General features: G+C 55.7%; 26 protein-coding genes and 1 riboswitch. Of the genes, 15 read left to right on the plus strand and 11 right to left on the minus strand.

Features of this window, described 5'->3' with window-relative positions; all coding sequences use genetic code 11:
• The first annotated feature begins 86 nt into the window (after nucleotides 1–86).
• The 7 genes from MKFW12EY_RS00755 to MKFW12EY_RS00785 all read left to right on the plus strand — a co-directional run bounded on the left by MKFW12EY_RS00755 (nucleotide 87) and on the right by MKFW12EY_RS00785 (nucleotide 5,849).
• Nucleotides 87–1,130 (plus strand): tRNA (5-methylaminomethyl-2-thiouridylate)-methyltransferase, encoded by a 1,044-nt coding sequence (locus MKFW12EY_RS00755; protein WP_064020088.1) that lies wholly within the window; start codon nucleotides 87–89, stop codon nucleotides 1,128–1,130.
• Nucleotides 1,127–1,351: a sulfurtransferase TusA family protein gene (locus tag MKFW12EY_RS00760; protein ID WP_054759473.1), complete on the plus strand. Its 225-nt coding sequence runs from the start codon at nucleotides 1,127–1,129 to the stop codon at nucleotides 1,349–1,351. Before MKFW12EY_RS00755 ends, MKFW12EY_RS00760 begins: the two co-directional genes overlap by 4 nt.
• 376 nt (nucleotides 1,352–1,727) lie before the next feature.
• On the plus strand, nucleotides 1,728–2,069 hold the full coding sequence (locus tag MKFW12EY_RS00765) for a hypothetical protein (protein WP_054759475.1): 342 nt from the start codon (nucleotides 1,728–1,730) through the stop codon (nucleotides 2,067–2,069).
• A gap of 85 nt (nucleotides 2,070–2,154) precedes the next feature.
• Nucleotides 2,155–2,550 carry a hypothetical protein gene (locus MKFW12EY_RS00770; protein WP_054759477.1) on the plus strand — a complete coding sequence of 132 codons (396 nt, stop codon included), beginning with the start codon at nucleotides 2,155–2,157 and terminating at the stop codon, nucleotides 2,548–2,550.
• A gap of 76 nt (nucleotides 2,551–2,626) precedes the next feature.
• Complete coding sequence (locus MKFW12EY_RS00775) at nucleotides 2,627–3,235, plus strand: hypothetical protein (RefSeq protein ID WP_157199201.1); 609 nt, start codon at nucleotides 2,627–2,629, stop codon at nucleotides 3,233–3,235.
• Nucleotides 3,236–3,688: 453 nt separating this feature from the next.
• On the plus strand, nucleotides 3,689–4,903 hold the full coding sequence (gene argJ / locus MKFW12EY_RS00780) for a bifunctional glutamate N-acetyltransferase/amino-acid acetyltransferase ArgJ (RefSeq protein ID WP_221053829.1): 1,215 nt from the start codon (nucleotides 3,689–3,691) through the stop codon (nucleotides 4,901–4,903).
• 7 nt (nucleotides 4,904–4,910) lie between these two features.
• Nucleotides 4,911–5,849 (plus strand): Nudix family hydrolase, encoded by a 939-nt coding sequence (locus MKFW12EY_RS00785; RefSeq protein ID WP_221053830.1) that lies wholly within the window; start codon nucleotides 4,911–4,913, stop codon nucleotides 5,847–5,849.
• A gap of 39 nt (nucleotides 5,850–5,888) precedes the next feature.
• Here MKFW12EY_RS00785 and MKFW12EY_RS00790 read toward each other — a convergent pair whose 3' ends face one another.
• The 8 genes from MKFW12EY_RS00790 to thiC form a co-directional block, all read right to left on the minus strand.
• Complete coding sequence (locus MKFW12EY_RS00790) at nucleotides 5,889–6,674, minus strand: class I SAM-dependent methyltransferase (RefSeq protein WP_221053831.1); 786 nt, start codon at nucleotides 6,672–6,674, stop codon at nucleotides 5,889–5,891.
• 22 nt (nucleotides 6,675–6,696) lie between these two features.
• On the minus strand, nucleotides 6,697–6,912 hold the full coding sequence (locus MKFW12EY_RS00795) for a DNA gyrase inhibitor YacG (protein ID WP_054759485.1): 216 nt from the start codon (nucleotides 6,910–6,912) through the stop codon (nucleotides 6,697–6,699).
• Complete coding sequence (gene zapD / locus MKFW12EY_RS00800) at nucleotides 6,912–7,685, minus strand: cell division protein ZapD (protein WP_064020095.1); 774 nt, start codon at nucleotides 7,683–7,685, stop codon at nucleotides 6,912–6,914. Before zapD ends, MKFW12EY_RS00795 begins: the two co-directional genes overlap by 1 nt.
• On the minus strand, nucleotides 7,682–8,293 hold the full coding sequence (gene coaE / locus MKFW12EY_RS00805) for a dephospho-CoA kinase (protein WP_054759487.1): 612 nt from the start codon (nucleotides 8,291–8,293) through the stop codon (nucleotides 7,682–7,684). Before coaE ends, zapD begins: the two co-directional genes overlap by 4 nt.
• Before the next feature lie 3 nt (nucleotides 8,294–8,296).
• Nucleotides 8,297–9,163, minus strand: a complete 867-nt coding sequence (locus MKFW12EY_RS00810; RefSeq protein ID WP_054759489.1) for a prepilin peptidase — start codon at nucleotides 9,161–9,163, stop codon at nucleotides 8,297–8,299.
• A gap of 60 nt (nucleotides 9,164–9,223) precedes the next feature.
• Nucleotides 9,224–10,441: a type II secretion system F family protein gene (locus tag MKFW12EY_RS00815; RefSeq protein WP_221053832.1), complete on the minus strand. Its 1,218-nt coding sequence runs from the start codon at nucleotides 10,439–10,441 to the stop codon at nucleotides 9,224–9,226.
• Nucleotides 10,442–10,443: 2 nt separating this feature from the next.
• Nucleotides 10,444–12,159 (minus strand): type IV-A pilus assembly ATPase PilB, encoded by a 1,716-nt coding sequence (pilB, locus tag MKFW12EY_RS00820; protein WP_221053833.1) that lies wholly within the window; start codon nucleotides 12,157–12,159, stop codon nucleotides 10,444–10,446.
• A gap of 162 nt (nucleotides 12,160–12,321) precedes the next feature.
• Complete coding sequence (thiC, locus tag MKFW12EY_RS00825; protein WP_221053834.1) at nucleotides 12,322–14,190, minus strand: phosphomethylpyrimidine synthase ThiC; 1,869 nt, start codon at nucleotides 14,188–14,190, stop codon at nucleotides 12,322–12,324.
• 33 nt (nucleotides 14,191–14,223) lie between these two features.
• A riboswitch (TPP riboswitch) is annotated at nucleotides 14,224–14,329 on the minus strand.
• A gap of 154 nt (nucleotides 14,330–14,483) precedes the next feature.
• Between thiC and recD the strand changes: the two genes are divergently transcribed.
• Nucleotides 14,484–16,124, plus strand: a complete 1,641-nt coding sequence (gene recD / locus MKFW12EY_RS00830) for an exodeoxyribonuclease V subunit alpha (protein ID WP_221053835.1) — start codon at nucleotides 14,484–14,486, stop codon at nucleotides 16,122–16,124.
• A complete protein-coding gene (locus MKFW12EY_RS00835) occupies nucleotides 16,121–16,534 on the plus strand; it encodes a hypothetical protein (RefSeq protein WP_221053836.1) in 414 nt (137 codons plus the stop codon). The genes recD and MKFW12EY_RS00835 overlap by 4 nt, the downstream gene beginning before the upstream one ends.
• On the opposite strand, the gene ispB is transcribed toward MKFW12EY_RS00835, so the two are convergent.
• Nucleotides 16,531–17,535 (minus strand): octaprenyl diphosphate synthase, encoded by a 1,005-nt coding sequence (ispB, locus tag MKFW12EY_RS00840; protein WP_064028408.1) that lies wholly within the window; start codon nucleotides 17,533–17,535, stop codon nucleotides 16,531–16,533. The genes MKFW12EY_RS00835 and ispB overlap by 4 nt on opposite strands.
• Nucleotides 17,536–17,738: 203 nt before the next feature.
• Here ispB and rplU point away from each other — a divergent pair, with 203 nt between their 5' ends.
• The 4 genes from rplU to proB all read left to right on the plus strand — a co-directional run bounded on the left by rplU (nucleotide 17,739) and on the right by proB (nucleotide 20,568).
• Nucleotides 17,739–18,050, plus strand: a complete 312-nt coding sequence (gene rplU / locus MKFW12EY_RS00845; protein ID WP_054759526.1) for a 50S ribosomal protein L21 — start codon at nucleotides 17,739–17,741, stop codon at nucleotides 18,048–18,050.
• A 15-nt stretch (nucleotides 18,051–18,065) separates the two neighbouring features.
• The gene (gene rpmA, locus MKFW12EY_RS00850) at nucleotides 18,066–18,323 is read left to right on the plus strand and encodes a 50S ribosomal protein L27 (protein ID WP_054759493.1); all 258 of its coding nucleotides are present in this window, start codon (nucleotides 18,066–18,068) and stop codon (nucleotides 18,321–18,323) included.
• 78 nt (nucleotides 18,324–18,401) lie between these two features.
• Nucleotides 18,402–19,460, plus strand: a complete 1,059-nt coding sequence (gene cgtA, locus MKFW12EY_RS00855) for an Obg family GTPase CgtA (RefSeq protein WP_054759494.1) — start codon at nucleotides 18,402–18,404, stop codon at nucleotides 19,458–19,460.
• Nucleotides 19,447–20,568, plus strand: coding sequence for a glutamate 5-kinase (gene proB / locus MKFW12EY_RS00860; protein ID WP_221053837.1), 1,122 nt, complete (start codon nucleotides 19,447–19,449; stop codon nucleotides 20,566–20,568). Before cgtA ends, proB begins: the two co-directional genes overlap by 14 nt.
• Nucleotides 20,569–20,611: 43 nt before the next feature.
• On the opposite strand, the gene apbC is transcribed toward proB, so the two are convergent.
• Nucleotides 20,612–21,703 carry an iron-sulfur cluster carrier protein ApbC gene (apbC, locus tag MKFW12EY_RS00865; RefSeq protein WP_054759496.1) on the minus strand — a complete coding sequence of 364 codons (1,092 nt, stop codon included), beginning with the start codon at nucleotides 21,701–21,703 and terminating at the stop codon, nucleotides 20,612–20,614.
• Nucleotides 21,704–22,053: 350 nt separating this feature from the next.
• Between apbC and MKFW12EY_RS00870 the strand changes: the two genes are divergently transcribed.
• Entirely contained in the window at nucleotides 22,054–23,397 is a 1,344-nt protein-coding gene (locus MKFW12EY_RS00870) for a L,D-transpeptidase family protein (RefSeq protein WP_054759498.1), read from the plus strand.
• Between the two features lie 369 nt (nucleotides 23,398–23,766).
• Here MKFW12EY_RS00870 and MKFW12EY_RS00875 read toward each other — a convergent pair whose 3' ends face one another.
• Complete coding sequence (locus MKFW12EY_RS00875) at nucleotides 23,767–24,399, minus strand: PilZ domain-containing protein (protein WP_054759500.1); 633 nt, start codon at nucleotides 24,397–24,399, stop codon at nucleotides 23,767–23,769.
• A gap of 94 nt (nucleotides 24,400–24,493) precedes the next feature.
• On the opposite strand from MKFW12EY_RS00875, the gene MKFW12EY_RS00880 reads away from it, so the two are divergent.
• Entirely contained in the window at nucleotides 24,494–25,084 is a 591-nt protein-coding gene (locus MKFW12EY_RS00880; protein WP_064028419.1) for a transglycosylase SLT domain-containing protein, read from the plus strand.
• The last annotated feature ends 91 nt before the right edge of the window (nucleotides 25,085–25,175 follow it).

Raw genomic sequence — 25,175 nt, forward strand, 5'->3', positions numbered from 1 at the left:
TTTTAGAGCCCGTCACCGCATTCGGCTTAACCCGGAACGCTTAATCCACAGTATAATGCTGCGTTTTTCCGTTAATCCCTCCCGTTATGAGTCAACAACGAAAAGCCGTGGCGCTGATTTCCGGCGGCCTGGATTCCATGCTGGCCTGCCAGACCATCATGAACCAGGGCATCCATGTCGAAGGCATCAATTTTTTTACCGGGTTTTGCGTCGAAGGCCACACCCACGCCATCCGTAAGCAGGATGCCGACAAGGTCAAGCGTAACAACGCGCTGTGGGTGGCCGAGCAACTCGGTATCAAGCTGCACATCATCGATATCATCGAAGAATACAAACAGGTGTTGCTCAATCCCAAACACGGTTACGGCGCCAATCTGAACCCGTGCCTGGACTGTAAGATCTTCATGGTCAACAAGGCCAAGCAGTGGATGCAGGAAAACGGTTTCGATTTCATCATCACCGGCGAAGTGGTCGGCCAGCGGCCGATGTCGCAGCGCAAACAAACCATGCCCATCGTCGCCGCCGAATCCGGCGCCGACGACCTGCTGGTGCGGCCGCTGTCGGCGCAAAATCTGCCGGCCACGCTGCCGGAACGCGAAGGCTGGATCAGCCGCGACAAAATGTTCGGCTTCAGCGGCCGTTCCCGCAAGCCGCAAATGGCCCTGGCTAAGGAATTCGGTTTTGCCGATTACGCCCAACCGGCCGGCGGTTGCTGCTTCCTGACCGACGAGAGTTATTCGTTGAAACTGACCGACCTGTGGCAGGCCCGCGGCAAGCGCGATTACGACCTGGACGACATCATGCTGTTGAAAGTCGGCCGCCACATCCGCCCCCGCCCGCATTTCAAAATCATCGTCGCCCGCGAGGACGGCGAGGCCCGATTCATGAGTGGCTATAAAAAAGAATTCGTCAGCATGCATTGCACCAACCACCGCGGCCCGTTGGTCTTGATCGACGGCGAAGTCGGCGAAGACGATCTGGCCTTGGCCGGGCAAATCCTGGCGCGTTACGGCCAGGGCCGCGACGCCGAGCAGGTCGAGGTGACGATACGCGACCGTGCCGGCGCCGAACGCAATATTTTCGTCAAACCGCTGGCAGCCGAGCAAATCCGCGAGGAGTGGTTCGTATGAGTGCGCATGTTTTAAACGCCCGCCGTCTGCTATGTCCGCTGCCGGTGATCCGCACTCAGGATAAAGTCAAAACCCTGCAAACCGGCGATGTGTTGACCGTGGAATGCACCGATCCGGGCGTGATGCAGGATATTCCGGCTTGGTGTCGGATTAATGGACATCAGGTTTTGGAGACTCGTTCGGGTGATGGGGAGTATGTGATTGTGTTGGAAGTGGGGTGAGTTGAGTTGTTGTGTCGCTGTCGCGACGGCTTGATTTAACGTCGGGTCTCGGCCCGACAGCCGAGGTACTTTTCTTTGCTTGTCCAAAGAAAAGTACCCAAAAGAAACGACACCCGGACGCCGCTTTAATCCTGCGCTCCGAAGCTTTCGACGGGGATCGACAGAAGGGGCTTCCTGCCCCTCTGTCGATGTGCGGCATCCATGCCGCACCCCTGCGGGCTATTCCCGCCGAAAGCTCCGGTGCTCGGCGCGGCATACGGGAGGAAAACCATCGCGACAACAAGAAACAGATCCCTTCTAAAATGGGATGATATATTGAAACCATTTAATTACTGTTAGCCAAATACAGTTCAACCGCATATGAAGGAGGATCAACATGGGACAAATTAAAGGATATGTAGAGATTGACCTGACAAAGACGTCTGGCGAAATAGAGTCGATTAGGGTTGACGGAAGTGAGTTCGGATTAGAGAGCGGTGGCGACTGGGCTAGAGATCGTGATGATCTAGAGCTATGTGCAGGATTCTTATTCATTGCATTTTGCGAAGGGTTTGATTTGCTCCTCAGTGTTAGTATTCATGGAAATTCAAATACAGATTACAACCTCAGGGTGCGGGAAAATGACCTTGAAGAATTTGAAATACAAAAAGTTGTCATTACTGAAGATGAGCTTGACATAAGCAATTTGTTTCCAAATGACGATGTAGATGTAGACTAATAGCAACGAGTAGCTCGCATTTCATTCAACTCTGACGAGCCAAGGTGCTCTGGTTAGTTTAGACGTTAGCTATCAAACGAGAGTCATGGACATCAAGAATGCATTCCTGATATCCGCATTGCTGCTGTTTTCATCGACTACCTATGCCGAAAAGAAAATCATGCTGTTTGGCGGACCCAATAATGATGTCTATTTGGGCTGTTTTAATTGTAATGATATTGCCTCAGATTCAATACAGAACGATATCGGTATGTATGGGTCTGATATCTCTCCAACGAGCATATTTAATGATATTGGCAAGTATGGATCAGACATATCTCAATACAGTCCATGCAATGACATCGCCTTGAATCCGCCGATTCTAGTCGATGAGGATGGTGGGTTTTACGGATATCTAACTCTGAACGATATAAAGCCAAAGGCTATTACAGACCCGAAAATTCTGGCTTGGTTGAAATACAAAGTATGCAAAAAAAGATAGCTAACCCTGCAATTCACCGAACCTATGTGAAAAGCCCCTCAGGTCTTTGATTTCGAACGCTAGGAGGCTATCGATTATGGGGGGTGAATTTGATTCAAAAAAGAAGCTAGCTGATCTCTTACGCAAAGACTTTAAATTTATTACGAAAAACCTGGATAATGATCCCAGTGAGTTTTGGTCAAGAACATTTATTAAGACCACTGTTTCTTTAATTGAGGCCGAGATATTTTTACTAAAGCAAGAAATTTTACATTATTGCGGAAATAATCAGATTCAGCTAAGCCCTGAGCTTTTATTGTTTTTAAATAATAAGAAGTATGAAATCAATAGTAGTGGTCAAATTACAGAGCGTCTGTTGCAGGTTCGTGTAACAGACGATATTAGGTTCGTCTTTGGGCAGATTTTATCTATTAAAGGGCACAAGCCACAAAAAGATTTTGAAGATGCTGGATGGTCTAAGGTTATTAGTACAATCGCAGTAAGGAATAGGCTAACTCATCCAAAATCCGTTGATGATATGAATATTTCTAAACAAGAAGTGAATGATTGCAAGCTAGCTTTTAACTGGTGTATAAGTAATGTTGTCCATTATTTAGATCAAGAGAAAAACGATATAGAAAGGCGTGTAACGAATCTTGAGATAATACGAGATAAACTTATTAATGAAAGCTCCAAAGATTCCTAGCAATCCGTCTCACATAAATAAGTGGGTAGGTTGGATTGGTGCTGCCCAGTAGGGCGCGACTGTTTGTGACACGTGGATTTATTATTATCGGTCCAGCTTGGTGGGCAAAAAGCGTTGCCGACCCTACGTTTGAATGTCGGGTTAAGGTCGATGCCACGAAGAGCATCTAAATTCCGGGATGGTGTTGTCCCGTATGCCGCGCCGAGCACCGGAGCTTTTGGCGGGAATAGCCCGCAGGGGTGCGGCATGGATGCCGCACATCGACAGAGGGGCAGGAGCCCCTTCTGTCGATCCCCGTCGAAAGCGAGGAGCGCAGGGAATAAGCGGCGTCCGGGTCGCCTTTCTTTTGGATACTTTTCTTTGGCGATGCAAAGAAAAGTATCGCGGTTGTCGGTCCGCGAACCGACATTAAAATACTTGTCGCGATAGCGACACAAATTAACAGGTTACAAAATGGCAGTAGGACAAATCGACTTCCCCACCATGTATGCCGTAAAAGGCATCAAACTCGGCTCCAGTAACGCCGGTATCAAACAAACCGTGCGCGACGACATCTTGGTCATCGAAATGGCCGACGGCGGCAGTTGTGCGGCGGTGTTTACCCAAAACGCGTTTTGCGCGGCGCCGGTGCATATCGCCAAAGCACATTTGTCGCAAAACCCGCGCTGGCTGCTGGTCAATTCCGGCAATGCCAATGCCGGTACCGGCAAACAAGGCTTGCAGGACGCCTTTGCCTGCTGTGCCGGGTTGGCCGGGGAAGTCGATGCGCTGGCGCAACAGGTGCTGCCGTTCTCGACCGGCGTGATCGGCGAACCGTTGCCGGTGGAAAAACTGGCCGCGGCGCTGCCGGCCGCGGTCGCCAATTTGGCCGAATCGCATTGGGACCGGGCGGCGCGGGCGATCATGACCACCGACACCTTTCCGAAAGGGGCGTCGCTGACAATCGACATCGGCGGCCATCCGGTCGCGATTACCGGCATTTCCAAGGGTGCCGGCATGATCCAACCCAATATGGCAACAATGCTGGGCTTTATCGCCACCGACGCCAAAATCGAGCAGGGTCTGCTGCAGGAATGCCTGAATGCGGCGGTCGAGCAATCGTTTAACCGGATTACCGTGGACGGCGACACCTCGACCAACGACGCCTGCGTGGTATTGGCCAGCGGCTGTAGCGCGGCGCCGGAGATTTTGCCGGGCAGCGAACATCTGGCAAGCTTTGGCGCGGCTCTGGCTACGGTTTGCAAACGTCTGGCGGAATTGATCATTCGCGACGGTGAAGGCGCCACCAAGCTGATGCGTATCATCGTCGAGCAAGCCCGCGACAGCGGCGAAGCGTTACAAGTCGCGAAAACCATCGCCCATTCGCCGTTGGTCAAAACCGCATTCTTCGCCAGCGATCCGAATTGGGGCCGGATCTTGGCCGCCGTGGGCCGGGCCGGCGTCGAAAATATGGAACTGGAGAAAATCGAGATTTACCTGGGTACGGTCTGCATCGTCGAAAACGGCGGTCGCGCCCCGTCTTATACCGAACAGGACGGCCAGCGGGTCATGAGCCAAGAGGAGATCGACGTCACCGTGCGTTTGGGCCGCGGCACAGCCAGCGAACAGGTGTTGACCTGCGATTTTTCCTACGATTACGTCAAAATCAACGCCGAATACCGGACTTAATTTCATCATGGCCCACCGGAATAGCGTGGTTCACGTCGCGGTCGGCGTCGTTCGCGATGCGGCCGGGCGGATACTGATCGCCCAACGCGCTCAACACGCGCACCAGGGCGGCTTGTGGGAGTTTCCCGGCGGCAAGCTGGAGCCCGGCGAGCCGGTGTTGCAGGCTTTGGCCCGGGAACTGCGGGAAGAGGTCGGGATTCGGGTGGCCGCGGCCGAGCCATTGATCAAAATTCACCACGATTACGGCGACCGCCGCGTGCTGCTGGACGTCTGGAACGTCAACTCGTTCAACGGCGAAGCTCGGCCCTGCGAAGGCCAGGCCATGCAATGGGTTAATGCCGGCCAGCTTTCCGATTTCGTCTTTCCGGCCGCCAACCTGCCTATCATCGCCGCCGCCCGGCTGCCGGCGTATTACGCTATCCTGGAAGGTCCGGATGCGGAATCGATCATGACGAATTGCCAACGCATCATCGACAACGGCGTCAAATTACTGCAATTCCGGGCTAAAGCGCTGGCCGCCAGCGATAAGCAAAACGTGCTCGAACAGGTATTGCAGCAATGCCGGCAACACGCCGTCGAAGTGCTAGTCAACGCCGATCTGGATTTGGATATTAGTCAGGCGCAAGGCCTCCATTTGAGCAGCCGGGCTTTGTTGAGACTGGATCGACGCCCGGCAGGAATGCGCTGGGTCGCAGCGTCTTGCCACAATGCAGCGGAACTGCAGCACGCGCTGGCAATTGGGGCGGATTTTGCGGTGTTGGCGCCGGTCATGCCGACCGCATCGCACCCCGACACGCCGCCGCTGGGCTGGCAACGCTTTAGCGAACTGCTGGAGAGCGCCAACTTGCCGGTCTTCGCCTTGGGCGGATTGGGTCGGCAGGATCTGGCGCTGGCGCAAACGGCCGGTGCCCAAGGCATCGCCGGCATCAGCGCTTTTTTGGTTTGAAGCGGTCTATCGGCGGCTAACGCTGCTTTCGAAAGCCGGTTATCCTTGGCGGGACAGCCGCTTCGCGATTTTTCTGCCGGCCCGGCGCAGCTCTTTGCCGATAGCAGCCAGCAACGCGGCCGGCGACCGGTTCATCTTTTCCCGCAACGTCCGCCCGCGCTTTTTCGCGACTTCGTAAAGCTCGGGATGCACGCAGTTCATGAACGCCAAATTTTCCAATTCGCGAAAACCCTGATCGAGCAGTTTCCGGTACAGCGGATGGGATCGGTTCACGTAGAGAAAGGTATTTTGGACGTAACAGGTATCGATGCCGGCTTTGCCCCAGAATACCGGCCGGAACAAATCGAAAATCGCGTAGCCGCGTTGCTGAAACATCGCGCCCCAATCGCTATGCAGGCGTTCGTTGATGTGGTGGGTTCCGCCCTGGCCGAGGTAGGCCGCACCGAACAGCACCACGTCGGACAAGGCCGCCAGCGAATCGACGAAATTCTCCGACACGGCCGGTTCCAGATGTTCGGCTACTTCCAGCGACATCGCCAAATCGAATTTTTCCGCCGTGCGAATGGTTTGGTTCAAGTCGACCGGATTGAAGCGGATTCTGGCGTCGACCATATTCTGTTGGCTATTCCAGACGCCATCGTAGCCCACCAACTTTTCCGCGCCCAAATCGGCCGCCGCCTTCAGCCAGGTGCCGGCGCCGCAGCCCAAATCGACGACGGAGCGCGGCGTATGGAAACCCCAGAGGTAACCGAGATATTGCTCGGCCGACAGCAAACTGCCGGTCTTTTGCGAATCGTAAAAGGCTTGATCGTAGTACTGCTTCATCGGTAACTATGCGGAGATGGAATTAAAAAGGTTGGCCGTCGTCGGCATCCGGCCGACCGGGGTTTTCGTGGTCCCAGACCGGCGGGCCGGGAATCTTGTGCGCTTCGGTGGCCCAGTCACCGAGGTCAATCAGCTTGCAGCGTTCCGAGCAAAACGGTTTGAATTTTTCGGCGGCAACCCACAGCACCGGTTTGCGGCAGGTAGGGCAGGCGACTTGCGGCGGGGATTGCGCGGCCATCAGAACATGCAGCGGGTCAAACGGAACTCGACGTCGTCCTGGGTTTGGCACGGCCGGTTTTCATCGGCCGACGGGATCATGAAGCGGATGCTGAAGCGGTGTTTGCCGCCGCTGATCTCGGCGAAACAGCGCTGCTCCGGTTGCAAAGCCACGCGCAGCAATTGCACCGGATGGTTTTTGTTGTCGAGCGCCAATTGAAAAAAACCGGCCTTGGCCACCTCCGGAGTTGGAGTGCTGCTTTGGCGGATGAAGCCTAGAATCAGGTCGATGGCGACCCGAATATCGACAAACGGTTGGGTCCAGCGCTCCAAATCCTTTTGCTGCTCCAGTTCGTCCTGTTCCAGCCAGTAATGGAAGGCCGGCAGATCGAACGAGCAACTGCCGCCCGGAATCGAATTGCGCTGCGAGATACTCTGAAACAAGTCGCTTTCCATTACGCTGATGCCGATCTTGCCGTTGGCGCTGTATAAGTTACGGCTGGCCTGGTTCAATTCGGCCAGGATTTCCTGCAGTTTTTCGTCGTCGACGCCGTGGTTATGGGCCAATTGGTTCAACACCTTGGTGTGGCGGTCCAATTCTTTGATCAATTCGGATTTCAAATCGCTGCGGCTGAAGATGGTCAGAATGTCCAACAGGACGGAGATGGCGGCGCGTTTGTCGAAAACGGAAGCGCCCAACATGAAATGGCTGAGCTGTTGAAAGAGCTGCTCCAAGCGCATAAACACACGAATTCGTTCGTTGAGCGGGAATTCGTAGACAATTTGTGTATTCAAGCCGATGGTGTCCTGGCGGTGGCTAAAAAAATGTAGGAATTGTGCAGGCTTTTAACCTGTTCTGCAAGCTGCTCCGGCCCGGCGCTGTTGTCGATTACGTCGTCGGCGCGGGCCAGCCGTTGCGGCCTCGGCATCTGGCTGGCAACGATGGCCTGGGCCTGTTCGGCGCTGAGTTTGTCCCGGGTCACGACCCGTTCGATCTGGGTTGATTGCGGACAATCGACGACCAGGATCCGGTCCACCGCATACGGATTTTTCGATTCGAGCAGCAACGGCACCGCAATCAGGCAGTATACGGCTTGCAATGCCGCCACGTCCGCGGCGATGCGGGCGTAGACCTGCGGATGCATGATGCCGTCGAGCCGGCGCCTTTGCTCCGGATCGCTAAAGATCGCCTGGCGCAATTTTGCCCGATCGAGGCTGCCGTCGGCTTGCAATATCTCGGTGCCGAATGCCTGGACGATGGCTTGCAACGCCGGCTGGCCGGGCTCAACCAAACTGCGGGCGATCAAATCGGCATCGACCACCGGCACGCCCAATTCGGCAAATAAGCGGCAAACCGTGGTCTTGCCGCAGCCGATGCCGCCGGTCAAACCGATTTTCAGCATCGGTCACAGGCCCGTAATTCGCAGATACCAGGCATTCATTTGCTCGCCCCACAGCAAGGCCAGCCAGCCGGCCATTGCCAAGTAAGGCCCGAACGGAATCGGCTTGGCCGCATCGCGCCGGCAGAACACGATCATTGCTATGCCGACCGTTGCGCCGACCAGGGAAGACAACAATACGATCAAAGGCAGATATTGCCAGCCCAGCCAAGCGCCGAATACGGCCAGCAATTTGAAATCGCCGTAGCCCATGCCTTCCTTGCCGGTCAGCAATTTGAAGCCGTGGAATACGCACCAGAGGCTCAAATAGCCGGCTACCGCGCCGATGATGCTGTCGCGGCTGTCGGCAAAAATCCCGAATACGCTGAGCAGCAAGCCCAACCACACCAAGGGCAGCGTGATGGAATCGGGCAACAATTGTTGGTCGATGTCGATAAAACTCAACGCAATCAGGCACCAGGTCAACGGCAAGGCAAATGCCAAGGCCCAACCGTAACCCAGTTGCCAGGCCACCAGCGCCGAACACAGGCCGGTAAAGGCCTCGATCAGCGGGTAGCGCCAAGCGATTTTCGCGCCGCAGTTGGCGCATTTGCCGCCCAGCAGCAGGTAACTGAAGACCGGGATGTTTTGGTAGGCTTTGATTTCCGCTTTACAAGCCGGGCAATGCGAAGCCGGCAGCAACAAGTCGAAACGTTCGGCCGGAGCTTCGGCCGGCAATTCCAGGTACTCGCGGCACTCTCGGCGCCAACCGGCTTGCATCATCAGCGGCAGCCGGTAAATCACCACGTTCAGAAAGCTGCCGACCAACAGGCCGAGTACTAAAGCGCTGCCGGTCACAAAACCGGCGGATTGGGCTAAGGCGTTAAACAACATAGGCAAGCAGGAAAGATTGGCCGGCTCCGAGACCCGTAACAGGCCGGAGCCGGCAATACGTTAGATAGCGGCGCCCAATTTGAAGATCGGCAAATACATCGCCACGATCAAGCCGCCGACCAGAATACCCAAGATCACCATGATGATAGGTTCCATCAAGCTGCTCAGGTTATCGACCAGGTTGTCGACCTCTTCTTCGTAAAAGTCGGCGACCTTGTCCAGCATCGCGTCGATCGAACCGGACTCCTCGCCGATCGCCACCATTTGTACCACCATATTCGGAAACATGCCGGTGGTTTCCAAGGCGAATTTCAATTGCTGGCCGGTGGCGACGTCGTCGCGTACCCTCATCACTGCTTCGTAGAACAGGATGTTGCCGCAGGCGCCGGCGACCGAGACCAAGGCTTCGACCAACGGCACGCCGGCGGCCGACATCGTCGACAGCGTGCGGGCGAAGCGGGCAATCGCCGATTTTTGCAGGATCATGCCGACCACCGGGATTTTTAGCAGCATCCGGTCCAGAAAATGGTTGAAGGCCTTGGAACGCTTCTTAAAGTAGGTAAACGTGTAACCGCCGATAAACAGCACGCCGACCACGGCCCACCACCACTCCTGTACCCAGGCCGACAATTCGATGACGAATTGGGTGAAAGCCGGCAAATCGGCGCCGAAGCCTTTAAACAAATCCTCGAACACCGGCACCACGAATACCAACAAAATCGCCGTGACGATAAACGCTACCACCAGAACCGCAACCGGATAGGTCAGGGCTTTTTTGACTTTTTTCTTGATCGATTCGGTTTTTTCCTTGTAGGTGGCGATTTTATCCAACAGGGTTTCCAGTACCCCGGCATGCTCGCCGGCTTCGACCAGATTGCAGAACAACGCATCGAAATATAAAGGCTTGCGGCCTAGCGCCTGTGCTAGCGTGTCGCCGCCCTCGACGTCGGCTTTGATCGACAGCAGCATTTCCGACATGCTGGCGTTGTCGTGGCCCCTGCCGATGATATCGAACGACTGCACCAACGGCACCCCCGCCGCCAGCATCGTCGCCAATTGGCGGGCGAATACCGCGATATCGCCCGGCGTGATTTTTTGTACCCGCGGACTGAACAAGGGTTTCGCCTTGGGTTTGATGCCGACCACCCTGATGCCCATCCGCCGCAATTCGGCGCGGGCGATTACCTCGCTCTTGGCGCTGATGGTGCCTCTGGTTTTCTTGTTCTGTTTGTCGAAGCCGTCCCAGTTGAATTCGATCTGCTCTTCTTGTTTTGCCATGATTATTCCGTGGTGACGCGGTCAATTTCTTCCAGCGAGGTAATGCCCTGGCGGACTTTCAACAAACCGGAGGCGCGCAAATCGTTGATGCCTTCGCTGCGTGACAATTCGGCCATTTCCATCGCATTGCCGCCGCGCAGGATCAAGGCCCGCATTTTTTCGGTGATCGGCATCACTTGGTAAATACCGACCCGCCCTTTATAGCCGTTATTGCAATGTTCGCAGCCCACCGGCCCATATATTTTGAAGGTACCGATGTCCTCTTTTTTGAAGCCGGCCGAGATTAGCGCACTTTCCGGATAGTCCATTTCCTTTTTGCAATGTTCGCACAAGCGCCGTGCCAGCCGTTGCGCCATGATCAGCAAAACCGCCGACACGATGTTGAACGGCTCGATACCCATTTGCACCAAGCGGTTGATGGTCTGCGGCGCGTCGTTGGTGTGCAGCGTCGACAACACCAAGTGGCCGGTTTGCGCCGCTTTGACCGCGATACTGGCGGTTTCGTAATCGCGAATCTCGCCGACCATGATGATATCCGGGTCTTGCCGCAAGAACGCCTTGAGGGCTTCGGCGAAGGTCAAACCGGCTTTGGGGTTGACGTTGACCTGGTTGATGCCTTCCACGGTGATCTCTACCGGATCTTCGGCCGTGGAAATATTGGTCTCGACGCTGTTCAGTATGTTCAAACCGGTGTACAGCGACACGGTCTTACCGCTACCGGTCGGCCCGGTGACCAGTACCATGCCGTAGGGTTTATGAATCGCATCGAGGAAGTTTTTCTGTTGTTCCGGTTCGAACCCGAGTTTTTCGATACCGATTTGGGCGCTGGTCGGGTCGAGAATCCGCAACACCACTTTTTCGCCGAACAAGGTCGGACAGGTATTGACCCGGAAATCGATGGCGCGGTTTTTCGATATCTGCATCTTGATCCGGCCGTCCTGCGGCACCCGCCGCTCGGCGATGTCCATTTTCGACATGACTTTCAGCCGGGAAATGATCCGGTTGGCGATGCCCACCGGCGGACTGGCTACTTCCGACAGAATGCCGTCGGCGCGGAAGCGGATGCGGAACCGCTTCTCGAACGGTTCCATGTGAATATCCGATACGCCGCGCTTGATCGAGTCCAGCAGAATCTTGTTGACGAAACGTACGATAGGCGCGTCGTCGATATCCGAACCGCTAGTTTCCTCGGCCGGCTTGGCTTCGTCGCCGGCGGAAATGTCGATGTTGTCCAGATCGTCGTCGAGCAAATCCTTCATCGATGTATCGGCCGCTTCCAATGCGGTATCGATCATCTTCATCAATTTGTCTTCTTCGACCAGGATGTTCTCGGTGTTGTGCCGAGTGTGGAACTTGATCTCGTCCAGGGCCTGGAAATTGGTCGGATCGGCCGTCGCCACGAACAAGCGGTTGCCGCGTTTGAATAAGGGCAATGCGTGGTGCTGGCGAATCAATTTTTCGCTGACCAGTTTGATCGGCAGGAACGACGGATCTATCGCGTCCAGGTCGAGAAACGGCACGCCGAACTCGGCCGAGGCCAGCGTGGCGATGGTTTTACTATCCGCGTATTTATGTTCGACCAGATAGCTAATAAAGGCCTGTTTGCGTTTTTGCGCCTCCTGCAAACAGGTCGCGGCCGACTCTTCGGTCAGCAGCCCCTTTTGAATCAGGCACTTAACCAGACCGCTGAAATGAATGTTGGAAGGTGCTGTCGCCATGAAAAAAGGTCAAGATTGGTTTTACTGCAGCTTTGTGCTGCAAATATAGATGAAGTAAGGATATTATCCAAACTCGACGCTACGTAACGGTCCGCTACCGGCAGGCGGAGCCGGTGCGGAGGAGCAGCCGCCGGGCGTGGTGGCGGCTGCGGCTAAAGCGGCTTAAATTTCGTGGTAGATCGCCGCACCTTCTTCCAGGAACTGCTTGGATTTTTCCTCCATGCCGATTTTTAAAGCCTCCGCTTCTTCCAGGCCTTTTTGTTCGGCGTAGTTGCGCACATCTTGGGTGATTTTCATCGAGCAGAAATGCGGGCCGCACATCGAACAAAAGTGAGCAACTTTAGCCGATTCTTTCGGCAAGGTTTCGTCGTGGAAGGAACGAGCTTTTTCCGGGTCCAGCGCCAGATTGAACTGGTCTTCCCAGCGGAATTCGAAACGGGCTTTCGACATCGCGTTGTCGCGAATCTGCGCGCCGGGATGGCCCTTGGCCAGGTCGGCGGCGTGAGCGGCAATCTTGTAGGTAACGATGCCTTCGCGGACGTCCTGCTTGTTGGGCAGGCCCAAATGCTCTTTTTGCGTCACGTAGCACAACATCGCGCAGCCGTACCAGCCGATGTTGGCGGCGCCGATAGCGGAAGTGATATGGTCGTAGCCGGGGGCGATGTCGGTGGTCAAAGGCCCCAAGGTGTAGAACGGCGCCTCGAAGCAATCTTCCAGCTGCTTGTCCATGTTGACCTTGATCATTTGCAGCGGCACGTGGCCGGGGCCTTCGATCATGGTCTGCACATCGTGTTTCCAGGCGATTTGAGTCAATTCGCCCAAGGTTTCCAGCTCACCAAACTGGGCGGCGTCGTTGGCGTCGTAAATTGAGCCCGGGCGCAGACCGTCGCCCAGCGAGAACGACACGTCATAGGCCTTCATGATTTCGCAGATTTCTTCAAAGTGCGTATACAGGAAGCTCTCGGTATGATGAGCCAGACACCATTTGGCCATGATCGAACCGCCGCGCGAGACGATGCCGGTCAGGCGCTTAGCTGTCAGCGGCACATGTTGCAGGCGGACACCGGCGTGGATGGTGAAGTAATCCACGCCCTGCTCGGCCTGTTCGATCAGCGTGTCGCGGAAGATGTCCCAGGTCAGTTCCTCGGCCTTGCCGTCGACTTTTTCCAGCGCCTGATAAATCGGCACGGTACCAATCGGCACCGGCGAGTTGCGCAAGATCCATTCGCGGGTTTCGTGTATGTTCTTGCCGGTCGACAAATCCATGATGGTGTCGGCGCCCCAGCGGATGCCCCACAGCATTTTTTCGACTTCTTCCTCGATCGACGAAGTAATCGCCGAGTTACCCAGGTTGCCGTTGATCTTAACCAGGAAGTTGCGGCCAATGATCATCGGCTCCAGCTCCGGATGGTTGATGTTGGCCGGGATGATGGCGCGGCCTCTGGCGACTTCGGAACGCACGAACTCCGGCGTGATGAAGGACTGGATGTTGGCACCGTAGGAAAAGCCGGGGTGTTGGCCTTGGTAACGGTCGCGCATCGCTTCCAGATTCTGGTTTTCGCGGATCGCGATGTATTCCATCTCCGGGGTGATGATGCCTTTGCGGGCGTAATGCATCTGGCTGACGTTGTGGCCGGATTTGGCGCGGCGCGGATTGCGGGTCAACTCAAAACGCAGGTGCGCGGTTTTCGGGTCGTGCAGACGTTCGTGGCCGAATTTGGAGGTTGGGCCGCTCAAGACTTCGGTATCGCCGCGCTCTTCTATCCATTTGCCGCGCACCGAGCCCAAGCCTTGATGCAGGTTGATGTCGACGTTGGGGTCGGTGTAAGGGCCGGAGGTATCGTAGACGAAGATCGGCGGGTTTTTCTCGGCGCCGAAATGGGCCGGCGTGTCCGACAGGTTGATCTGCCGCATCGGCACCCGCATGTCGGGTCGGCTGCCCTGGATGTAGACTTTTTCCGAGGCGGGGTAGGAATCGATTCTTACGCTACTGCCGGTGTCGGTAGTAATTTCATTGCGGACAGCGCTCATGCTTATCTCCAAAAATCAGAATAAATCGCGAGCGCAGGGAAGGATTGGCTTTCCTACGCCGGCATTAACCGGATCAGGTTCGAAGGGTTTTTCTCAGCTTCCGCACTGGAATTGGGCGGAAACACCCCTAGCCTTTTAGGTGGGTCGGTACGTTAAATGATAATCCGGCCAATTGCAAGCGCGGATAATACGCCAGTCGCCGCAAAAAGCTTATAAAACAATAGGTTTTATCGCGCCGTCGCCAATCGCCAGCTAATTGCTATGATAAACCCCATCTAGCCAGCCATTCTGCCATGACCGACGAACAAGCCTTTACCGATCTCGACCGCGGTTTCGCCCGCTTCCTTGCCGAACGCAGTCGCTTGAGCGGCGCGAACAAAAACCGTTTCGAAGCCTTGCTGCTGCAGTTATCGGCCCAGCAGAGCGCCGGCCACAGTTGCATTGCGATCGGTGCGGAAGATCGGGAAATTGTGCTGGCTTCCGGGCTGGCCTCCGCCGACCGGGCCACGCCGTTGATCGCCGAAGCCGAGCGCTTGTATTTACAGCGCTACTGGCATTACGAGGAACGCCTGGCTCGGCAACTTGGGGCGCTGGCCCGGCAACAATTCGATGCCGGGCATCTCGAAGCTTGTCTGGACCGCTATTTTCCGAGCCAAGGCGACGAAATCGATTGGCAGAAAACCGCGGCACAAGCAGCCGTCGGCCGAGCTTTGAGCATCATTACCGGCGGCCCCGGAACCGGCAAAACCACGACGGTACTGAAAATTTTGGCATTGCTGCTGGAAACCAGTCGCCAATCGTTACACATAGCCTTGGCCGCCCCCACCGGCAAAGCCGCCATGCGCCTGCAAGAGTCGATTGTCGCCAACAAGCCCGGCCTGGATTGCGCGGCCGAGGTCAAAGACCGGATTCCGGAGCAAGCCAACACGCTGCATCGATTGCTCGGCGCCAAGCCTCCCACGCCTTATTTTCGCCACGACGCCGGCAATCCGCTGCCTTACGACGTGGTGGTGGTGGACGAAACCTCGATGGTCGATCTGGCGTTGATGAGTAAATTGGTCGATGCGCTGAAACCAGGCTCGCGTTTGATTTTACTGGGCGACAAAGACCAGTTGGCCTCGGTCGAGTCCGGCTCCGTCTTGGCCGATCTTTCCGCCGGCCTGGCCGAAAACACGGTGGAGCTGCAGAAATCGCATCGATTCCAGGGCCAAATCAAACAACTTGCCGTAGCCGTGAACCGCCAGGATGCCGAACTAGCCTGGCAACTGCTGCAAGAGCCGAATTCTGCGGTTCGGCGCCTGAACGGCGACCCGATCGACTGGATCATTGAAAACTATGCCGAATATTTGCAAGCCATTGCGGACGGCGCGGACCTAGTTCGAATTTTCGCAGCCTTCAACCGCTTTCGGGTGCTTTGCAGCAATCAACGCGGCCACAACTCGGTCGGCGAGATTAACCGGCGGGTAGAGCAGGAATTGGCAAGCCGCGGCAAAATCCGGTCCGGATCGATATGGTATGCCGGCAAGCCGGTCATGATCACCGCCAATCACGCCGGCATGCAGCTTTATAACGGCGACATCGGCTTATGCTTGAACGACGCTGAACACGGCGGCCAGCTCAGGGTGTTTTTCCCGCGCGGCGAGCAATTCCGAAAATTGTTGCCGGCCCGGTTGCCACCCTGGGAAACGGTGTTTGCGATGACGATCCATAAAAGCCAGGGCTCGGAGTTCGAAAACATCGTGATTGCCTTACCCGATGCCGTCAATCCGGTTCTGAGCAAGGAGCTGCTGTACACGGCGATTACCCGCGCCAAAAAATCGGTCGCCGTCAGCGCGGAGCAGGCCATCTTCGATGCCTGCGTCGGCCATCGTGTCGCCAGATACAGCGGTTTAGCCGCAAAATTGCAAACTTACGCTTCCGGACCAAGCCGATGAAATCGATTAAAAAACGCAGCAAACGCTTATTGGCTGAGATCGAAGCCGCAGCGGACCGGTTAGTGGCTCTGAGTGCAGATTTGGACCTTTTCCAAGGTTTATGCGAAACGGCCGGCCAGATTGGTGCATGCGCGGTTGCGCTGGCCGAACAAGTGTCCGCGGCCGATAAGTCCGAAGCGGCGCTGGTACTGGTTCAGTCGCCCGAGTTGGCTCGGCTGGCGGATTTTGCCGATCTGGATGCGATCAGTTTGCTGGAAGAGCGCATGTTTGCCGTCCAGGCCGATCTGGAGCAAGGTGAGGTCGGCCGTTTTTTGCAACAGGTGTTGGAAAAATCCGAGAAGCTGTATGCCGCGCTTTTGCAAAGCATCCAGCAACTGCTGGCGCTGGCGGAAGCAGCTGAACAGAATTAGTGGCTGCGTTGCACCGAAAAGTGGGCTAAGGCTTCCAGGGCTTGCCTATATTCCGAATCCGGCAGGCAGTCCAATGCGGCAATCGCCAATCCCGCCGCGCGTTCGGCGCATTGCTCGGTATATTCGATTGCATTGGTTGCTTTGACGACTTCGTAAACCTCGTTGAACGCTTCGCGCGAACCCTGTCTGATCGCATCGACCACGATTTGCGACTGGCGTTCGTCGCCGTGCTGGATGGCGTAAATTAGCGGCAGGGTCGGCTTGCCCTCGGCCAGATCGTCTCCGAGATTTTTGCCTAGCTCCTCGCTATTGGCCTTGTAATCCAGTGCGTCGTCGATCAATTGAAACGCTACACCCAGTTGTTGGCCGTAAACTGCCAAAGCTTCTTCGGTGGCGGCGTCCGCCCCGGAAACCACGGCGGCCAATCGAGTTGCCGTGCTGAATAGAATTGCGGTTTTGCGGGCAATCACTTCCAGGTACTTGGCTTCGCTGGTCTCCGGGTTGTTGCAATTCAACAGCTGCAACACCTCGCCTTCGGCGATTGCGGTGGTGGTCTTGGACATGATGTCCATCACCCGCATGTTGTCGGTCCGTACCATCATTTCGAACGCGCTGGAATATAAGTAGTCGCCGACCAATACGCTGGCGGCATTGCCCCACACCGCATTGGCCGATTCTTTGCCGCGGCGCAATTCGGACTCGTCTACCACGTCGTCGTGCAACAAGGTGGCGGTATGGATAAATTCGATCACGGCCGCCAGCGTCAAATGCCGCTCGTCGATCCGGCCCAGGGCTTTTGCCGCCAACAACAACAACATCGGCCGCAACCGCTTGCCGCCGTTGCCGATGATGTAATGGCCGATTTGATTGATCAGCACAACATCGGAGCTCAGTTCGTTTAAAATTAACCGGTCGACGGCCAGAGTCTCGGCGGTGGTTAAATTTTTAATCGAATCGAAATCTATAGGGGCTGAAGCTGGCGTTGAAACTTTAGCTATCATGAAGTTTTTGGCTAATCGCCTGTCGACGCGTGACGTAAATAACCGGTCATGCTATGAACAATCGCAGATAGTGTCAATAGCATCCTGCCAATAGGGAATGGTCGCCGTAGTATTATCAGGAATTTAGGTTTGACGTAAGCCTTGATAAAAAATATAATCTGCTGTTCACTTTTAACAGATTATGCTTGATGGAGCTTACGCTGATGTATGCGGTAATTCAAACAGGTGGTAAACAGTATCGTGTCGCAGAGGGTACTACCTTAAAAATAGAAAAACTTGAGTTGGGCGCCGGCGACAGCGTTGAGTTCGATAAAGTGCTGATGGTTCAATCCGGCGACTCTGTAAAAGTAGGCCAGCCTTACGTCGACGGCGGCAAAGTGACTGCAACGGTAGTCTCGCAAGGCCGGCACAAGAAAGTCAGAATCATTAAATTCAGAAGACGCAAGCACCACATGAAGCAACAGGGGCATCGTCAATATTACACCGAAGTGCAAATCACCGGCATTTCAGCATAATCAAGAGGTTAGAAAATGGCTCACAAGAAGGCAGGCGGTAGTACCCGCAACGGTCGCGACTCTAATGCACAACGACTGGGCGTCAAACGTTTTGGCGGCCAAGTCGTAAAAGCTGGCAACATCCTGGTTCGCCAACGCGGCACCAAATTCCACGCCGGCGACAATGTCGGTATCGGCAAAGACCACACTCTGTTCGCTTTGACCGACGGCAAAGTGGTTTTCGTCGAAAAAGGCCCGCAAAACCGCAAATACGTCAGTATTGCAGCAGCGTAAATTCTGATTGTGCTCTGGCACATTCGACCCGAAAAGCCTCGTTTTACAGCGGGGCTTTTTTGTTTATACCGGTAGATTATGAGATTTGTTGACGAAGCGGAAATCCGCGTGGAAGCAGGCGATGGCGGCAACGGCAAAGCCTCGTTTCGCCGTGAAAAATATATTCCCCTGGGCGGCCCGGACGGCGGTGATGGCGGCGATGGCGGTAGCGTCTATCTGGTCGCCACCGAAAACGTGAACACTCTGGTCGATTTTCGCTACCACTCGGTGCACCGCGCCCAACGCGGCGAAAACGGCGGCAGCCGCGACTGCACCGGCAAAAAGGGCGAAGATTGCTTCGTCGCGGTGCCGCCGGGAACCATCGTCTACGAAGCCAACACCGGCGAGAAAATCGGCGACTTGACCAAGCCCGGCCAACAATTGCTGGTCGCCAAGGGCGGCTTTCATGGCTTGGGCAACACCCGCTTCAAAAGCAGCATAAACCGGGCGCCGCAACAAACCAGCAAAGGTTCGCCGGGCGAGCATCGCATGCTGCGTTTGGAACTGATGGTCATCGCCGACGTCGGCTTACTCGGCATGCCGAATGCCGGCAAATCCAGTCTGATTCGCACCGTATCGTCGGCCCGGCCCAAAGTCGCCGATTATCCGTTTACCACGCTGCATCCCAATTTGGGCGTAGTCCGGGTCGACGATTTGCGCAGCTTCGTCATTGCCGACATCCCTGGCGTCATCGAGGGCGCCGCAGAAGGCGCCGGCTTGGGTTTACAGTTCTTGAAACACTTGTCCCGCACCGGCTTGCTGCTGCACATGGTCGACATTGCGCCCTACGAAAGCGACGAATCGCCGGTCAGTGCCGCCCGCAAAATCATTCGCGAAGTTGAGAAATGGAGCGACGAGCTGGCGCACAAGCCGCGCTGGCTGGTATTGAATAAAATCGATAACGTGCCGGACGACGAAGTCGAATCCCTCAGCCAACAAATTGTCGAGGAATTGGGCTGGACCGGTCCGGTGTTCCTGATTTCCACCCTGAAAAATCAGGGTACCCAAGCCCTGATGTACGCCATCATGGACTTCCTGGAACAACAAAGAGCCCGCACAGAAGATACGCAACAGGAGTTGCCCAGTGAGCCGTTCTGATTTTTGCCAAGCCAAACGCGTTGTCGTCAAAATAGGCAGCTCCCTACTGACCGACGGCGGCCGCGGCCTGAATAAACCCGCCATCGCCGGCTGGGTCAAGCAAATGGCCGCACTGCGCCGGCGTGGCGTCGACGTGGTACTGGTTTCGTCAGGCTCCGTGGCCGAGGGCATGGTGCGATTAAAACTGAAAGCCCGGCCGAAAACGCTGCACGAACTGCAAGCCGCCGCCTCGGTCGGACAAATGGGCTTGGTGCGCCGCTTCGAAGACGAGTTCCAGCTCCACGAACTGCTTGCCGCCCAAGTGTTGCTGACCCACGATGACCTGTCCGACCGCCAGCGCTACCTGAACGCCCGCAGCACCTTGCTGACCCTGCTGCAATTCGGCGTGGTGCCGGTCATCAACGAGAACGACGCCGTCGCTACCGAAGAAATTCGCTTTGGGGATAACGACACGTTGGGCGCGCTGGTCGCTAACCTAGTCGAAGCCGACTTGTTGATCATCCTGACCGACCAGACCGGTTTGTTCGATGCGAATCCCAGCCTGAATCCGGACGCCAAACTGATTTCGGAAATCAGCGTCAATGCAAGCTTGCTCGACGAAGTCGCCGGCGGCAGCATCAGCGGTCTGGGCCGCGGCGGCATGTTTACCAAGGTTCGGGCGGCGCGCCTGGCGGCTCGCTCGGGTGCCGCCACCGTCATCGTTTCCGGCAAAATCGACAACGTGATTCCGGAAGTATTCGACGGCGCCGAGCTCGGCACCTACTTGATTCCGAACATCGCGCCGCTGGCGGCCCGCAAACAGTGGCTGGCCGGCCAGTTGCAACTCAAAGGCAGCGTCACCCTGGACGACGGCGCCGTCAAAATCCTGAAAGAAGCCGGCAAGAGCTTACTGGCAGTCGGCGTCAAGGCGGTAAACGGCAGTTTTCAACGCGGTGACCTGGTCTCCTGCCTGGACCTGCAGGGCAATGAAATCGCCCGCGGCTTGATCAATTACGGCGCCGAAGACGCTGTCAAAATCGCCGGCAAGGCCAGCAGCGAATTCGAAAGGCTGCTCGGCTACGCCGACGACGCCGAATTGATTCACCGCGACAATCTCGTGTTGGTCTAGCCTGAAAACGGCTTGGCGCCAGCACCAAGCCGCGCCCCGCCGATCAGGTATTTTGAATGACGATATTCGGAAACCTGCCACTGTAGTCCCTGGCGCGCATCGCCAGCTTGGCCGCCATTTTCCGAGCAATCGCCTTGTAAATTTGTGCCGCCCGGCTGTCGGGATCGGCGACTACCGTTGGCCGGCCGCTATCGGCGTATTCGCGGATATGGATGTCCAGCGGCAATGCTCCCAGTAAATCGACATTATTTTTCGCCGCCATCGCCACGCCGCCGCCCTGGCCGAAAATCGCTTCTTCATGGCCGCAATTACTGCAAATGTGCATGCTCATGTTCTCGACCAAACCCAAAATCGGCACATTCACCTTTTCGAACATGCCCAAGCCGCGCTGGGCGTCGATCAACGCAATGTCCTGCGGCGTCGTTACGACCACAGCACCGCTGACCGGAATTTGCTGCGCCAGCGTCAGTTGAATATCGCCGGTGCCCGGCGGCAGGTCGATAATCAAATAATCGACGCTATCCCATTGGGTTTGCGTCAGCAATTGCTGTAGCGCGCCGGTCACCATCGGTCCGCGCCAGATCATCGGCTGGTCGGGATCGACCAAATAACCGATGGACATGGTCTGGATGCCGAAAGAAATCTTCGGCTTCAGCATCTTGCCGTCCTCGCTGTCCGGCTTGCCGGATAAGCCCAGCATGGTCGGGATACTCGGTCCGTAAATATCGGCGTCGAGAATGCCGACGTTGGCACCCTCGGCGGCCAACGCCAGCGCCAAGTTCACCGAAGTAGTGGACTTGCCGACGCCGCCCTTGCCCGACGCTACGGCGATAATGTTTTTTACGTTGGCGAGCGGTTTCAGCGTCTTTTGTACCGAATGGGACACGATGTTGACGCTGACCGTGACATCGATCTTGCCGATGCCGGGCAGGGCTTGCAGGCGCTGAGCCAGCGTCTTCCGCAGTTCTTCCAGATAGCTTTTGGCCGGATAACCCAACTCGATCACCACGCTAACGTCTTGTCCTTCTACGCTGATCTTTTTGACCGATTTGGCCGAAACCAAGTCGGTTTCGACATTCGGATCGATGAAACTTTTCAATAAATTTTCGACAACCGCCTTGTCAATGCTCGCCATGCAGAACTCCGGATCAAATGGATAATAACCGAGTAGTTTACTGCGAATTCGTTACCGCTCAAGACCTTTATCCCGCGTCGGCTCGACAAATATTGCCCGCAACCCAAGCTGCTACGCATCCGGACGCTCCAAGCCGGCCAGCCTCCGAGCCAACGGCACATCAGTCATCAGTTCAAACAAAGCGCAGCAGCATAAAAATAAATTTTACTTTTATAATAAAACGTTATAGAAATATCCTAACGTTTAAAGTTAATTTTATTCATCTTAATACGCTCTTAATCACGGCCTCATCTGACTTTAATTTGCATCGTTTAGTGTCAATCACCTGATTTTGAACATTTAACAGACACATGACTCAACCCGCCGCCACGCCACACCGCATCGCATCGCCTAAAGCGTTAGCCGCCTCGGCGCTGCTATTGAGCCAATTGCTGGCCGGTTGCCAAAGCTTGCAGATATTCCAGCAGCCCGAGCCGGAGACTATCGTCTGGAACAGCAAAGCCGAAGACGTAGCGATACACGAATTCAGCCTGAGCCCCGGCCAAAACATGGTCGGTGAGCTGGCCAGCATCACCAGCGCCGAAAACGACACGCTGTCTGACATCGGCCGCCACTACGGCCTGGGCTTCAACGACATCGCCAATGCCAATGCCGGTGTCGACCCTTGGACCTTAACCGTCGGCCAAAACGTATTGCTGCCGCTTAGCTTTATCCTGCCGGACGCCCCGCGCAAAGGCATCGTGCTGAACTTGGCCAATATGCGCATGTTTTATTACCCGAAAAACGCCGCCAACAGCGTTTTGACCTATCCGGTCGGCATCGGCCGCCAAGGCTGGCATACGCCGCTGGGGCAAACTCAGATCGTCGCCAAGAAAGCCAATCCCGATTGGACCGTGCCGGCATCGATCCAACGCGAGCACCAGGCGCAGGGCACCCCGTTACCCAAAGTAGTTCGTTCCGGGCCGGATAATCCGCTAGGCGATTACGCCATGCCGCTGGGCTTCAGCGGTTACCTGATTCATGGCACCAACAAGCCCTACGGCATCGGCATGCAGGTCAGCCACGGCTGCGTGCAACTTTATCCGGAAGACATCGAAACCCTGTTCGGCAAAGTCGACATCGGCACCCCGGTCAATATCGTTCACCAACCTTATCTGGCTGCCTGGCGCGACGACATGCTCTATCTGGAGGCGCATCCGCCGCTGGATAAATGGGATAAGCAAAAAAAGCAGTTGCAAAAAGACATTCGCAAGAAATTGCAACAACTGGCCGTGGCCAAAGGTGCCGAGGTGGATTGGGGCAAGACCGACCGCATCCTGCAACGGGCCGACGGTATTGCTACCCCGGTACTGGCCGGTAGCCCGGACCTGGCGGAACTGAAAGCCAATGCGATTTCGCTGGCCCGTCCCGAGCAGCTATACGGCCAACCGATCCCGTCGGAACTGAGCGATAGCGATTGGGCCATTCTGGCGGCCATATTCGATAACGAAACCGACGCGCAGAAACTGGCGGCCATGTTGAACCACCAAGGCCCGCCGATCCCGGCCCGCAAAGTCGCCAAAGACGGCAATTATCAAGTCGTGGTGGGACCGCTGAAGAACAGGAAAGAGGTGAAAAGCGTCGCGCAACGCATCAAACAGAATTTCGATATGGACGTTACCACGCTAGCGCCGCGACAGCCGGCGAAAAACTGACTGCGCTGCATGCCGGAAAAGCGATACAAGCCGTACGGCTATCGCCCTAGCCCAGTCTACCCTCAATGCCGTTAAGGAAGCCTGGCTCCCCCTTTGGAAAAGGGGGATTGAGGGGGATTTATTTGAACAATCTCCCCCAGTCCCTTTTATACCCTTGGGTGCTTTTTCAAAGAGGGGAGCGGCAATCGTCTCATTCCGAACAATTTGGATTTCGGGAAGTTATTTACGTCCATATCCTTAGTGGCATTGATCCTACGCTGAGTAGATATAAGCCGGTCCGGTTCTACACCGGCTTGTGCCTGGTGCAACTTGGTCTCGCTCGATAGAACCTAACCCAACAATCGACGCTGAAACAGAAAGACCGGGCCGTTACGCCAATTTCAGAATTGGTTGTGTGAATTTCGGTACGCCGACGATTTCGCCGCGACGCAAATGCAAATATTGCAAACCCATCAGCGTCGAAATCTCGTCGTATTCGACCCACACCACTTTGGCTTCGCCCTCTACGCCGAGTTGATGAAAATCGAAACTCGCAACCGTACCTTCCTCGACGGCTATTCTGCCCAGCATGCGGATCATGATGCCGTCTATCGACACGTTCTCGGTATTGAACGCATAATCGGTATCGTTGAACACGATATGGCCGGCGGCGGAAATGTTTTTCCGGTAGGCGCGGCGGCTGTAGAGCAAATTGTCGACATCGTAAGACAGGTTACGGAATTCCACGGCAATCTGAAAGCCGGCGTCGACCGACTCTGCCCTGACCACTTCGGCTTCGCCTGCCAGATTCATGTCGGGCAGATAAAAGTCGATCAGAGGCGAAACTTGCAAGGCGCGAAAAATGTCCTTGATGCCGGCCAACGACGGGTTAACCTTTAACAGCGCCAACAGACCGGTTATCGACAGATTCACAACGACGATTTCATGCTCCGCCAAGCCTAGGTACAAAAGTCCGTGGCTGGCGAGGCTTTTTCGGTAGGCGCGATTTTCGGTAGCGAACATGTTGTAATCCTTGCCCTCGGCCGTGCGTTCCGGACTGGTTAGCTCGGAACACCGTCGCCGGACCTTATGTATTTGTTATGGATTGAGACCGGGTATGTTAAACAGATTTTTTTGTCTGGCAAGCTTAGCCGCTTTGTCGGCCTGCGCAAGCCTACCGCCGAAAAACCCCGAAAACATCTGCCAAATCTTCCGCGAGAAAGAAGACTGGTACCAAGCTACGCTCAGCTCCGCCCGCCGTTGGGGCGTACCGATCGCGGTGCAAATGGCGATTATCCGGCAGGAATCCAGCTTCGTCGCCGATGCTCAGCCGCCGCGGCCGCTGATTTTAGGATTTATTCCCTGGTTCCGCTCCAGCAGCGCTTACGGCTATCCGCAAGCCAAGGACGAAACCTGGGCCGACTACCAAAAGCAAGCCGGCAACTGGTGGGCAGACCGCGAAGACTTTGCCGACAGTTGCGACTTCGTGGCCTGGTACTGCGCCACCAGCAACCGCAAACTCGGCATCCCGACCTCGGACGCGCAAAAGCTTTACTTGACCTACCACGAAGGCTTGGGCGGCTTCCAGCGCAGCAGCTACCTGTCGAAACAGTGGCTGATGAATACTGCGCAAAAAGTGCACCAACGCGCGGTGCGTTACGACGCGCAATTGGCCGGCTGCCGGCAAGAGCTGGAAGCCAAAAACTGATAAACTAGCCGCCCCTTTAATCCGATTCCGTCAAGCCAAGGCGTGCGCTTGCCGCTAACCCGGCTCAGCCGCCTTGAATTTAACGGCTCCA

The organism is Methylomonas koyamae (assembly GCF_019669905.1).
Classification (GTDB): Bacteria; Pseudomonadota; Gammaproteobacteria; order Methylococcales; family Methylomonadaceae; genus Methylomonas; species Methylomonas koyamae.